We start from the raw sequence: 13,318 nt of genomic DNA on the forward strand, positions 1-13,318 counted from the left end.
GCCTCAAAGAGCTCTAAGTAACTAATGAGATATCTTGAGTCACTTAGGAAGGAATGTGAGCAAAAGACTCAGAAAAATAAAACCCCAGCAAAAAACTGGGGTTTATCAGTAACCTGAATGCCACCTATTTTAGGTGGCATCTAGGTGTACACAGAGCATTTACTTTACTTTGTTGACTTCTTACTGATAACCATTTGGATTTTTGCTTTGCCAGTTCCATGCGTCACGGCACATATCTTCTAAGGTTAGCTCTGCTTTCCAGTTTAGTTGTGCGTATGCTTTGTCCGTGTTCGCATATGCCTCAGCGAGGTCCCCAGCGCGGCGTTCTGTGATTTGATAAGGAATTTTTCTCGATGAAACTTCTTCAAAGGTTGTTAAGATGTCTAAAACACTGAATCCTACTCCAGTCCCTAGGTTATAGGCTTCAATGGATTTGCAGTTGTTTTGTTCTTGCTCTGACAGTTTCTGAAGTGCTTTTAGGTGTCCTTTAGCCAGATCAACCACATGAATATAGTCACGCACCCCTGTGCCATCATGGGTCGGGTAGTCTCCCCCAAAAATACTAAGTTGCTTTCTCAGTCCTAAGGCCGTTTGAGATATAAATGGCATTAAATTATTGGGAATGCCGTTTGGATCTTCACCCATTAGCCCGCTTGGGTGGGCGCCAACAGGATTAAAGTACCTAAGTAGAGATATATTCCAATTTGAATTAGATTTAAACGTATCTTGTAGAATTTGTTCAATCATCACTTTAGTCTGACCGTATGGATTGGTCGAAGATAGTGGAGAGTTTTCAGTATAAGGCGGTTTATTGGTATCGCCATATACTGTTGCTGAGGAGCTAAAGACCAAGTTATAAACACCAAGCTGTTGCATGATATCTAATAAATTCAGAGTGTTGGTTAAGTTGTTATGATAGTAGAGAATGGGGATCTGAGTTGACTCTCCAACGGCTTTTAATCCCGCAAAATGGATAACCGCATCGATAGGATGTTTTTGAAAAACGTTTTCTAAGTTTGGCTTATCTAACAAGTCTAGTTTATAAAAAGTGACTTTCTTGCTAGTGATTTGTTCGATCCGCTCCAAAACGAGTGGACTAGAATTACAAAGGTTGTCGACGACAATGACATCGTAACCTTGCTTTAATAACTCAACACAAGTATGGCTTCCAATAAAGCCTGTACCACCTGTCACTAAGATTGTTTTCACATTAAACCCTTGTTTTCTCCATATGGAGGAAATTTTACAGAAAGAGTCATAGTAAGGCTACTGATCTAAGTAGTAATGGCTATGTTAATAATGTGCTATTTTTAATGATTGTCATAAAAAAAATGACAATTCAACTTGAGCAAAAAAGAGAGTCACTGTCTAATAGTCACAATTCGTTCATCTATCCGTAGAAGATGCTAATAAATAAGGACGCACATGACGCTTGATATTGCTATTTTAGCTGCTGGTAAAGGCAGCCGAATGAAGTCTAACCTACCAAAAGTACTGCATAAAATAGCTGGCACTCCTATGGTTCAGCATGTTTTGAATACAGCCAAAGAGCTAACAGGGGCTAAATTGCATCTTATTGTTGGGCATGAAGGAGAAAAAGTTTCTGCTGAATGTCAAAAATTTTCGGCCAATATTGTTTGGCAAGATAATCCGCAAGGCACGGGTGATGCCTTGCGTCGAGTAGCGCCTCATTTGCAGGTCGACGGATCGACTTTGACCTTATACGGTGATGTGCCCTTAATAAAGGCTAGTACACTTAAAGCCATGACAGCGCTGTCTTCTCCTAATACATTGGTTTTACTCACGATAAAACTTAAAAATCCAACGGGCTATGGTCGAATTGTCCGTAATGAACAAGAGCAAGTGGTTGCCATTGTCGAACAAAAAGACGCTTCAGCTAAAGAATTGCTAATCAATGAAGTGAATACGGGGATCTTATTAGCGCCTAATAATCATCTACAAAAATGGCTGGCAGCACTGACCAACAATAATGCCCAAGGAGAGTATTATCTAACTGATATTATTGCCATGGCCGCGCAAGATGGTGTAGAGATTGTTACTGTTCACCCCGAAAACGAAGCAGAGGTTTCTGGTGTCAATGATAGAATTCAGCTAGCGGCCCTCGAACGAGAATGGCAACAGCATCACGCAAGAGTGTTGATGGAAAATGGTGTCACTTTGTTAGATCCAGCGCGAATTGATATTCGTGGCGAACTTAGCACGGGGCAGGATGTGATTATCGACATCAACTGTATTTTCGAAGGCAGTGTTGTCTTGGGCGATAACGTAGAGATTGGTGCTAACTGCCATCTAAAAGATTGTCAAATTGGTGATGGCACCATTCTAAAAAGCCATACGTTGATTGAAGACAGTGTTATTGGCAAACAATGTGATATTGGTCCTTTTGCGCGACTGCGCCCCGGTACTCAGCTTGCCGAAAAAGCTAAAATTGGTAACTTTGTCGAAACCAAAAAAGCCATCATTGGTGAGGGAAGCAAGGTTAACCATTTAAGTTATATCGGTGATACGCGCATGGGGGCTGGGGTTAATGTGGGAGCAGGAACCATCACCTGTAATTATGATGGCATACATAAACATTTGACCCAAGTAGCTGATAATGTCTTTATCGGTTCCAATTCCTCATTAGTAGCGCCCGTAAGCATAGGTGAAGGAGCCACCGTGGCGGCAGGCTCAACGGTCACACGCGATGTTGAAGCTAATCAACTAGTGTTAGCCAGAAGCCGGCAAACACAAAAAGACAATTGGATTCGTCCTGTTAAAAAAAACTAATACTCCCCGTGGTGCATTTGCATGACAAAACGAAACCCCCTCCCCTTAAATAAAGGGAGGGAACTTGAGATGCCTCGGTAAAAGGCTCCTCCCCCTTGGTAAGGGGGAGGTTGGGAGGGGGTTAGAAATGAATGGCCCGACTATTTCTAATGGTTGGATGTATTTATCTCTCTTGTGTTTTTTAGCACTTTCGAATGTGCTTAATAAATAGTAAAAAAGGATTCACCCATGTGTGGAATTGTTGGCGCGATTGCTCGCCGTAATGTATCAAAAATTTTAATCGAAGGGTTAAGTCGACTAGAATACCGTGGCTATGACTCCTCAGGTATCGCTATTAACAATGGTAATGGTGTGTTTGCACACCGAGCTGTAGGCAAAGTACAAGCCCTCAAGGATAAGTTCGATGTTGAGCCGCTGGATGGTAAATTGGGCATTGCTCATACACGTTGGGCAACCCATGGTAAGCCCACAGAGGCGAATGCCCATCCACACTTCTCGGGAGATCATCTAGCTTTAGTGCATAACGGTATAATTGAAAACCACGAGCCACTGCGTCGTGACCTAAAAGCCAAAGGCTATCTGTTTAAGTCTGAAACGGATACAGAAGTCATTGTTCATCTTATTGACGATGCCTTAAAAACGGAGTGGGACCTATTAAAAGCAGTACAAAAAGCACTAACAAAGCTGGAAGGAGCGTTTGCCATTGCGGTGGTAAGCAGTAAAGACGAAGAGCGTTTTATTGCTGCTCGCAAAGGCAGTCCATTAGTTGTCGGTGTAGGAATCGAAGAAAATTTTGTGGCATCTGATCAGTTGGCGTTATTGCATGTGACCGACCAGTTTATATTTCTAGAAGAAGGGGATGTGGTTGAGGTGGCACGCGATGGGGTGACCATTTATGATCAAAGTGGTGCAGTGCAAGATCGCCCCATCAGTGTCTTTAATCACAATGTTGATGCCTCCGATAAAGGGGAATTTCGTCATTATATGATGAAAGAGATCTATGAGCAGCCCAAAGTGATTGCGGCTTGTTTGGAGGGGCGAATTAGCGAGTCAAAAGTTCTAACTAGTTGTTTTGGTGCCGACTCTGGCTTTTTGAAAGAAGTAGAAAATGTTCATATCGTCGCTTGCGGCACCAGTTATCATGCTGGATTGGTTGCCAAATATTGGCTTGAGGATTTGGCGGGCGTGCCTTGCAGTGTCGAAGTCGCCAGTGAGTATCGCTATCGCAAAGTGGCGGTGCCTAAAAATACGCTGTTTTTAACCTTGTCTCAGTCCGGTGAAACGGCCGATACATTGGCGGCATTACGCATGGCAAAAACACTTGGTTATTTGACAACTCTAGCAATTTGTAATGTGCCTTCCAGTACGTTGGTGCGTGAATCGGCGCTCACATTGCTCACCAATGCTGGCGCTGAAATTGGGGTGGCATCAACCAAGGCCTTCACCACGCAATTAACCGCATTGTTGATTACTAGTGTGGCAATAGCTGTGGAAAATGGTTTGTCTGCAGAAAAAGAAAAAGCCTTAGTGCAAGCTATGCGATCATTGCCTAGCTATGTGAACGCCGCGCTGCAAGAAGATGCCCATATCAAAAAGATTGCCGATCGCTTTGCTAATAAACATAATGCTTTATTTCTTGGTCGTGGTGTCATGTTTCCTATTGCTTTAGAGGGAGCTTTAAAACTGAAGGAAATCTCTTATATCCACGCAGAAGCTTACCCTGCTGGAGAGTTGAAGCATGGTCCATTGGCTTTGGTTGATGAGAATATGCCCATCATTGCTATGGTGCCAAATAACGATATGTTGGATAAGCTAAAGTCTAATCTTCAAGAGGTAGCCGCCCGAGGTGGCGAACTTTACGTCTTTGCAGACAAGGGTACCGAGCTTAATAACGAAGAAAATATTACCTTTACGGAAGTGCCTAAAGTCGAAAGTATTTTAGAACCGATTGTCCATACTATCCCTCTGCAGCTATTGTCTTACCATGTGGCAGTTGTAAAGGGTACAGATGTAGATCAACCAAGAAACTTGGCAAAATCCGTAACTGTCGAATGAGTTTTTGTATGTCTAACAGGTAAAAAATCATCTGTTTGGTTTTTTACACGTTTTTTAATCATAGTCTTTGCATGCTTCTTTCTCATGTTTTATAATTGTTCACCAATTGAACTGATGTGGAGTTTCTGTCTCCATGCAGAATGGAAATCACCAATATGAAGATGAAGCAAATTTTTTCAAGATATAGAGCACTCATTGCAAAGCTGCTTTTTTCTATCACATATTTGAAGCAAAATACAGATGCTTTTTTAATTTCTTTCTTTTGTTTTTCTGTTGTCAAAAATAGACATTCGACTAGTTTGAGTTTTATATGTTAACAGATGAATATCGCTATAAAATTCTTAAAGAACTGCAAAAAGACTCAAATGTGAGTCAGCGAGAGCTCGCAAAACGTCTTGGTATTAGTTTAGGGAGAGCAAATTTTTGTCTAAAAGCCTTAATCGAAAAAGGCTTAGTTAAAGCGGAAAACTTTAAAAAAAGTCGCAGTAAAGTAGGGTATTTATATGTTCTTACTCAAAAGGGGATTGAAGAGAAAGTTCTGCTCACCCAGAGTTTTCTTAAACTAAAGCTTAAAGAACGCAATGCTCTTGAAAAAGAAATAGAGCAGCTTCGTGATGAAACAAAAACTATTAATGAATCTGTAGGATATTTGGAAGTGAATAAATGAAAATTCTAGTTACGGGCGGTGCTGGCTTTATTGGTTCTGCGGTGATTCGGCATATTATTGAAAATACACAAGATAGTGTGATTAATGTAGATAAATTAACTTACGCAGGCAACCTTGAAAGTCTTAAAAGCATTGATGGATCAGATAGGTATATTTTTGAGCTAGTTGATATTTGTGATAAAGCAGAATTATCTCGTGTTTTTCAAATGCATACTCCTGATGCTGTCATGCATCTAGCGGCAGAGAGCCATGTTGACCGTTCAATAGATGGTCCTTCTGCATTTATTCAGACGAACATCATTGGCACATATACACTTCTAGAGGCTAGTCGTCAGTTTTGGTTAGGACTAGACGAAGATCGTAAAAATACTTTTCGATTTCACCATATTTCAACAGACGAAGTGTTTGGTGATTTAGAGGCCCCAGAAGATTTATTTACAGAAGAAACGGCTTATTCCCCCAGTTCCCCTTATTCTGCAAGCAAAGCAAGCTCAGATCATCTAGTCCGAGCTTGGCGAAGAACCTATGGCCTTCCAACAATTGTGACAAATTGCTCTAATAATTATGGGCCATACCATTTTCCAGAGAAACTCATACCTCTCATGATTTTAAATGCGTTGGAAGGTGAGCCTCTACCAGTATACGGCAATGGAATGCAAATCCGTGACTGGCTTTTTGTCGAAGATCATGCGCGAGCGTTATATAAAGTAGTAACAGATGGCGTAATTGGTGAGACATACAACATTGGCGGTCACAATGAAAAAACTAATATTGAGGTTGTTAAAGCTATCTGTTGCTTACTGGAAGAGTTGGTGCCTACTAAGCCAAAGGGTGTCGCTAGCTATCTAGATCTTATTACTTATGTAAAAGATCGTCCTGGACATGATGTGCGTTATGCGATTGATGCAAGTAAGATAGCGTTAGAGCTTGACTGGAAACCAGAAGAAACATTCGAAAGTGGTATTCGTAAAACAGTTGAATGGTACTTAAATAATCAAGAATGGTGGGCACGTGTATTAGATGGTTCATACACGCGCGAACGCCTAGGTATGGAGGGATATCGATGAAAGGAATCGTTCTTGCTGGTGGTTCTGGCACTCGCTTATATCCACTTACTCTTGGTGTTTCTAAGCAATTGTTGCCAATTTACGACAAGCCCATGGTGTTCTACCCGATTTCTACCCTAATGCTGGCTGGAATTCGAGATATTTTGATTATTGCCACTCCAGAGGATAAAGACAGTTATCGTCGATTGCTTGGTGATGGTAGTTCATTTGGAATTAATTTATCTTATGCCGAGCAGCCAAGCCCTGATGGGTTGGCCCAAGCTTTTATCATCGGTGAAAAATTTATTGGAGAAGATTCAGTCTGCTTGGTATTGGGAGATAATGTTTTTTATGGCCAATCATTTAGTAAAACGCTGAAGAATGTTGCTTCGCGAGATTATGGTGCAACGGTATTTGGCTACAAAGTGAAAGACCCAGAGCGTTTTGGTGTAGTTGAATTTGATGCAGACATGAAAGTGGTCTCAATAGAGGAAAAGCCACAGCAGCCTAAATCAGGTTATGCTGTAACTGGTCTCTACTTCTATGATAAGCGAGTGGTTGAGTTTGCCAAACAAGTCAAGCCGTCTGTGCGTGGCGAACTCGAAATTACCACTCTCAATGAAATGTATCTCAACGATGGTAGTCTTAATGTTGAATTACTTGGTCGTGGCTTTGCTTGGCTTGATACAGGCACCCATGAGAGCTTGCATGAAGCTTCTTCATTTGTGAAGACTATAGAGCATGTTCAGGGATTAAAAGTGGCGTGTTTAGAAGAGATTGCATGGCGTAATGGCTGGTTAAGCTCTGATGACTTACGTAAACAGGCGAAATTCATGCTTAAAAATGAATATGGAAAATATTTAATGAGAATAGTTGGAAATGAAAATTAAAGAAACTAGTTTAAAAGATGTTCTTTTAATTGAACCTAAAGTGTTTAGTGATGACCGTGGTTTTTTTATGGAGAGTTTTAACTCTGAAATATTTAATTCTGCTGTTGGAAGGGATGTTTTTTTTGTTCAAGATAATCATTCTAAGTCATCAAAAGGTGTACTCCGAGGGTTACATTATCAAACGCAAAATACGCAAGGGAAAATTGTACGTGTTGTAAGTGGAAAAGTACTGGACGTAGCCGTTGATTTAAGAGTAAATTCTCCTACTTTTAAACAATGGGCTTCTTTCGAACTTAGTGAAGAGAATAAAAAACAGGTGTGGATTCCTGAAGGTTTCGCTCACGGCTTTCTTACTCTCTCTGATGATGTAGAGCTTTTGTATAAAACAACAAATTATTATTCGCCGCAATTTGAGGCTTCGATAGTTTGGAATGACCCTGATCTTTCAATCGATTGGCAGATAGATCTAACAGAGCTAATTATTTCTGAAAAAGATAAAAATGGAATGGCATTTAAGAATGCCAGATTGTTTTAATAGTACAAGGTATAAAAATGACAACTCAATTATTTATCCCTAAATTCCGTGTTGCGGAATGTTTAGAGCATGTAAAAGAATGTCTTGAAAAAGGCTGGACTGGCATGGGATTTAAAACGGTAGAAATAGAGGAAAAATGGAAGGAGTACACCGGATTACCTCATGCTCATTTTTTAAGCTCAGCAACTGCTGGTCTTCATCTTGCTTTTGAAGTTCTGAAGCGTAAACATGGTTGGCAAGATGGTGACGAAGTGATTTCAGCTTCTTTAACTTTTGTCTCAACAAACCATGCAATTAAATACGCTGGGCTTGAGCCGATCTTTGCTGATGTCGATGAATACTTATGCTTAGATCCTAAAAGCATCGAAGAAAAAATTACTGAGAAAACAAAGGCTGTTGTTTTTGTTGGGTTAGGTGGGAATACTGGTCAATTAGAAGCTGTAGCAAAACTTTGTAAGGATCATGGGTTAGCATTAATTCTAGATGCGGCACATATGTCGGGGACTCGCTTGCATGGTAAACATGTTGGTTATAACGTTGATGTAACAGTATTTAGCTATCAAGCTGTAAAAAACATGCCAACAGCTGACTCTGGTATGATTTGTTTTACCGAGGAAATAGATGATGCTTTAGCTAGAAAACTGACATGGTTAGGTATTAATAAAGACACATATGCGAGAACGGCTGCTCAGGGAGCATATAAATGGAAATACGATGTTGAAGATTTAGGCTTTAAATATCATGGAAACTCCATTATGGCTGGTATTGCTCTGGTCTCATTGAAATATTTGGATCAAGATAATGCATATCGTCGCCAACTTGCAAAATGGTACAGAGAGGAGTTTGAAGCTTGTTGTGCTGTTAAAGTTGTTCCAATCGCTCCTAATTGTGAGTCATCTTCCCATCTACTACAAATTCGAGTAAAAAACCGAGATGAATTACTAATTAAATTGAATGAAAATGGGATTTATCCTGGCGTTCATTATACAGATAATTCAGAATACAAAATGTATGAAAAAGCAGGCCGTTGTCCAAAAGCATTAAAGGCAAGTGATGAAATAATTTCTTTGCCAATGCATATGGGGATAACAAAATCTGATGTTGTAAAAATCTGTATGCTAGTAAAAAAACTAGCATAAATATAAAGGGTACTGATAGTACCCTGTTTGCCTGAAGATTAAAACTATGCAATTTATTAATCAAATTATATTTACTGCTAAAAATCATAAAGATGTGTGGGTATATTTAAGCCATCAAGATTTAAATAGTCAATTTAGACGCTCTAGGTTAGGGATTCTTTGGTTGGTTATTAACCAACTGAGCTTTTCTATTGGTGCCGGTCTTATATGGGCTGCTGTATTCGGACTAAATCCTTTGAATTTTATACCATTTATATCTACAGGTTTTGCTGTATGGGGTGTTATTACGGCTAGCTTTGTTGATTCTTGTGCAACGTTTTATAATGCACAAGGCTTTATTAAGCAGGTTCCTTTGCCTTTATCGGTTTATGTTATTAGAAACTATTATACAAATATTGTAAGATTCGCTATCGGAATTAGTGTGGCGTTTTTAATTGTATTGGTTTTTGGAAAGTTAACTTTTATAGGTATTTTATTTTTTGTTCCTGGGTTGGTACTCGTATTGATACTTTGTTTTCTAATTGCTAACATATTTTCTTATATAGGAGTTATGTATCAAGATATTCAACATGGACTAAGTAATATTTTTCAACTACTTTTTGTCTTGACGCCTGTGATTTACCCACCTGAAGTCCTAATTAAGAAGGGTTTGGGTTTTGCTGTATATCTCAATCCGTTTACATCAATTATTCAGGTTATTAGGTCTCCACTTGTGAATCAGCAACCAGCGCATTTAATTGAATATATACTTGTAATTATATATATATTTATTGCACTAGTTCTTGCTTCAATCATCAAAGAAAAAGTTGAGAAGAGAGTAGTTTATTATCTATGAATAAAATAAAATTAAACGCTGTTGATGTTGCTTACCCTTTATATTCAACATCACAACGGAGTCTAAAGTCAAAACTTCTCAACAGAAATAAAGAAAAAAAACGAGAGTTTCTTGCATTGAAAAATATATCGCTTGAAATAAAAGAAGGAGAGCGAGTATGCCTTATAGGTCATAATGGAGCTGGCAAATCTACATTTCTCAAAGTTATTTCAGGTATAATTCATCCCTCGGGGGGGGAGTTATCTGTTACAGGAAAAGTTTCTCCGTTACTGGATTTTGCGACAGGTTTTGAGATGGAAATGACGGGATATGAAAATATATATATCCGAGGCCTACTACTTGGGATGACAAAAGATGAGATTCTTGCTAAACGAGATGGAATTGTAGAGTTTTCTGGGATTGGAGATTTTATTCATCAACCTGTAAAAACGTATTCCTCTGGTATGTTTGTCAAACTGGCTTTTTCTATAGTAACTAGTATTGATCCTGAAATATTAATTATTGATGAAATTGTTGGAGCAGGTGATGTCGTATTTGCTAAAAAAGCACAAAAACGAATGTTCGAAATGCTAGACAAAGGAAATATAGTTGTAATGGCTACTCACTCCACTGAGCTAGCTAAAGAATTATGTGATAAGGCAATTTGGTTTGATAATGGAGAAATTAAAGCGGTTGGTGAAGTATCTGAGGTTATAGATAAATATATTTCCTACTCGGATGGAATACAATGATTAAAAATGTATTAGTGCCTATTGAATTTTTAATTCCAACAATATATTTAAATTTAATTAAACCTCTTGGTGACTTGCGTAAAAATAAGCAGATTAGAGTTCGATTTAAAAAAATTAATAGAATAAACCAAAAAGATATAGCATGGTCTGATGTTGTTATTTTTTCTAGACAACAAAGTTGGATTGCTCTAGGTTTATTATCTAGAGTAAAGAAAGAAAAAAAAGTTGTTATTTATGATTTAGATGATAATTTTTTTCGAATAAAGCCTAGAAATGAACTAGGGGCAATGCATTCTTCAGCTGAAAAATTATATGTCCTAAGTGAGTTTTTAAAATATTCAGATTTAGTTGTTGTTTATTCATCTCAGCTATATAAAGATGTAAAAAAATTCACCGAAAAAATAGTATTAATCAATACATATTTTGATTTTTCTTTACTGTCTACGTCTACGTCTACGTCTACGTCTACGTCTACGTCTACGTCTACGTCTACGTCTACGTCTACGTCTACGTCTACGTCTACGTCTACGTCTACGTCTACGTCTACGTCTACGTCTACGTCTACAGAAGGAGAAAAGGCTAATAAGATTAAAATTGTGTATGCGTCAGCAAGAAATAGAGACGAAAATATTGATTTCCCACTAGAAGTTGCACTAAAGGATATTGATAAAAAATATAATGATAAAATCGAAATACATTTCTGGAGACAAATTCCAGAAAGTTTAAAGGAATTGAGTTGCATTAAAATTAATAAACCATTGAATAAATATGATGACTTTATTAGAAAATTTAGTAGCATGGAGTACAATATAGGTCTTGCACCATTAGGCGAAGATTTATTTTTTAATTCTAAAACAAATAATAAATATCGAGAATATGCTTCTTGTAATATCGCTGGGATATATTCAAAAGTACCTTTGTATGAAAAGACGATAGAAAGTGAAGTTAATGGTTTATTGACAGAAAATACTTCTAGTGGATGGTTTGAGGCTATAAGTCGATTTATAGAAGATGAATCACTAAGAAAAAAAGTAATAGAAAATGCATATAAAGACGTTAAAGAGAATTATTCGTATTCTCAATATATTGATAAATGGAACGAAATAATACAGAATACAGAGAATAGTAGTTCGTTAATTTTTTATAATTTAAATGAATATAGTCTAGACTATAAAGATATTTCTTTTTCTGTCTACGGTTCTGTTGAACCCTCAGCTGAAGTAACAATGTTAGTTTCTCGTATTTTTGAATATCCAGAGAATTTTATATTTTTTAGTGGAAAAATAAATTTTGATAAAAAAATTAATTACATAGTAATTTCAGAAGATATACTCTACGAAGATCTTGTTGGTATTATTGCTGAAGCAAAAAAGTCAGCAAGTAATGTGTTTTTACTTGATTTTTCTATGCTTTTTAGAAAAGATAGTTTAAGTAATTTTATTGAAAGTGTTAGAGATATTGAAAATGTTATTTTAATAGATAAGGAAAGTGTAGGAGATATAGATATCAAATCAATAACTCTTTTGCATGGTATGAATAGTATTTCCTATAAAGCCTTTAAAATTAAAAAGGTTTTGTTGTCAGTTTGTTCGAGTAGTTTTAAAAAAAGAAAAATGAATTTTAAATGGTTTAGACAAGGGTTAATAATAATTAAAATTTTGCTAAAAAAAATATCAATAGATAAGCTAGCTCAACGTTTTGGTCTTTTAAAAGAGATAGCTATTTTGCAATGGAGAAAAAGTGACTGAGAATTTTTTATTAGAAGCAGATAGAGTTGCAGCTATCTATTTGATATATGAGGCTGATATATCAAATTTAACAAAATCAGTTGAAAATGCTTTGAAGTCTGTTGATAAAGTTTATTTATTTAATAATTCTCCATACATAAAATTGCCATTTCAATTATGTGAAAAACTTAACATAATTGACTCTGATGATAATGTTGGGGTTTTGGGTGTTAATATAGTTGCTGATATGGCTTTTTTAGAAGGTTTTTCATACATAGTTATTTTAGATCAGGATAGTTTATTACCTATAAATTATATCGAAAGAGCAATAAAGAAGAATAAACTTAGTGGTGGTGTTATAAGTCCTGTATATTTTGATAAAGAGAGAGAGTTATTATCATCTGTCTTTGATTATAGCAAGATACAGGCGAAAATTAAAATTAAAGTCAATTCAGGGTATTTGAAATCAGATTTTTCTATAGGGTCCGGAATGCTTATTAGTTTAAGTATATGGTATAAGATTAAGGGTTTTAGAGAGGAGTTTATGCTAGACTGTGTTGATATTGATTTTTGTTTTAAATTAAAGAATCTTGGTATTCCATTATATATTGATTCATCATCATTGATGTATCATTCTATTGGTCAGAATAGTATTATATTACTAGGAAAGAAAATATCGCTGCATAGTGCGAAAAGACATGAAATTTATTATAGAAATTCTATAAAACTTATTTTTGAAAAAACATCTCCTTTGCAATGGAGAGTAAAACAATTTTTTAAAATTATCATTCAGTTTTTAATATATTCAACTTTATCTGATCGAAAATTAGATAACTTTATGGCTTTCTTTAAGGCTATATTGAAAAATAAAAACACATTGTAATTGTTTTAGATATTTTGATA

The 13,318-nt window shown here is 36.9% G+C and carries 12 protein-coding genes; 11 read left to right on the forward strand and 1 reads right to left on the reverse strand.

The window, feature by feature from the left end; genetic code table 11:
• Nucleotides 1–180: 180 nt before the first annotated feature.
• Complete coding sequence (galE, locus tag AC0VYI_RS03220) at nucleotides 181–1,209, reverse strand: UDP-glucose 4-epimerase GalE (RefSeq protein WP_475447296.1); 1,029 nt, start codon at nucleotides 1,207–1,209, stop codon at nucleotides 181–183.
• A 216-nt stretch (nucleotides 1,210–1,425) separates the two neighbouring features.
• Here galE and glmU point away from each other — a divergent pair, with 216 nt between their 5' ends.
• From glmU to AC0VYI_RS03275, 11 genes are all read left to right on the forward strand, one after another.
• Entirely contained in the window at nucleotides 1,426–2,790 is a 1,365-nt protein-coding gene (glmU, locus tag AC0VYI_RS03225) for a bifunctional UDP-N-acetylglucosamine diphosphorylase/glucosamine-1-phosphate N-acetyltransferase GlmU (RefSeq protein WP_475447298.1), read from the forward strand.
• A 228-nt stretch (nucleotides 2,791–3,018) separates the two neighbouring features.
• On the forward strand, nucleotides 3,019–4,845 hold the full coding sequence (gene glmS, locus AC0VYI_RS03230) for a glutamine--fructose-6-phosphate transaminase (isomerizing) (RefSeq protein ID WP_475447299.1): 1,827 nt from the start codon (nucleotides 3,019–3,021) through the stop codon (nucleotides 4,843–4,845).
• A gap of 310 nt (nucleotides 4,846–5,155) precedes the next feature.
• Complete coding sequence (locus AC0VYI_RS03235; protein WP_475447301.1) at nucleotides 5,156–5,512, forward strand: MarR family EPS-associated transcriptional regulator; 357 nt, start codon at nucleotides 5,156–5,158, stop codon at nucleotides 5,510–5,512.
• Nucleotides 5,509–6,579 (forward strand): dTDP-glucose 4,6-dehydratase, encoded by a 1,071-nt coding sequence (gene rfbB, locus AC0VYI_RS03240; protein WP_475447303.1) that lies wholly within the window; start codon nucleotides 5,509–5,511, stop codon nucleotides 6,577–6,579. The genes AC0VYI_RS03235 and rfbB overlap by 4 nt, the downstream gene beginning before the upstream one ends.
• Nucleotides 6,576–7,448, forward strand: a complete 873-nt coding sequence (gene rfbA, locus AC0VYI_RS03245) for a glucose-1-phosphate thymidylyltransferase RfbA (protein ID WP_475447305.1) — start codon at nucleotides 6,576–6,578, stop codon at nucleotides 7,446–7,448. Before rfbB ends, rfbA begins: the two co-directional genes overlap by 4 nt.
• The gene (rfbC, locus tag AC0VYI_RS03250) at nucleotides 7,438–7,983 is read left to right on the forward strand and encodes a dTDP-4-dehydrorhamnose 3,5-epimerase (RefSeq protein ID WP_475447307.1); all 546 of its coding nucleotides are present in this window, start codon (nucleotides 7,438–7,440) and stop codon (nucleotides 7,981–7,983) included. The genes rfbA and rfbC overlap by 11 nt, the downstream gene beginning before the upstream one ends.
• Before the next feature lie 17 nt (nucleotides 7,984–8,000).
• The gene (locus AC0VYI_RS03255) at nucleotides 8,001–9,122 is read left to right on the forward strand and encodes a DegT/DnrJ/EryC1/StrS family aminotransferase (RefSeq protein ID WP_475447309.1); all 1,122 of its coding nucleotides are present in this window, start codon (nucleotides 8,001–8,003) and stop codon (nucleotides 9,120–9,122) included.
• Nucleotides 9,123–9,168: 46 nt separating this feature from the next.
• Nucleotides 9,169–9,957 carry an ABC transporter permease gene (locus AC0VYI_RS03260; RefSeq protein WP_475447311.1) on the forward strand — a complete coding sequence of 263 codons (789 nt, stop codon included), beginning with the start codon at nucleotides 9,169–9,171 and terminating at the stop codon, nucleotides 9,955–9,957.
• On the forward strand, nucleotides 9,954–10,688 hold the full coding sequence (locus AC0VYI_RS03265) for an ABC transporter ATP-binding protein (RefSeq protein ID WP_475447313.1): 735 nt from the start codon (nucleotides 9,954–9,956) through the stop codon (nucleotides 10,686–10,688). Before AC0VYI_RS03260 ends, AC0VYI_RS03265 begins: the two co-directional genes overlap by 4 nt.
• A complete protein-coding gene (locus tag AC0VYI_RS03270; protein ID WP_475447315.1) occupies nucleotides 10,685–12,436 on the forward strand; it encodes a glycosyltransferase in 1,752 nt (583 codons plus the stop codon). Before AC0VYI_RS03265 ends, AC0VYI_RS03270 begins: the two co-directional genes overlap by 4 nt.
• Nucleotides 12,429–13,298, forward strand: coding sequence for a glycosyltransferase family protein (locus tag AC0VYI_RS03275; protein ID WP_475447317.1), 870 nt, complete (start codon nucleotides 12,429–12,431; stop codon nucleotides 13,296–13,298). Before AC0VYI_RS03270 ends, AC0VYI_RS03275 begins: the two co-directional genes overlap by 8 nt.
• The last annotated feature ends 20 nt before the right edge of the window (nucleotides 13,299–13,318 follow it).

The sequence above is a fragment of the Marinomonas sp. 63XJN7_9_ISO-PGPR-S23-217 genome (genome assembly GCF_056173515.1).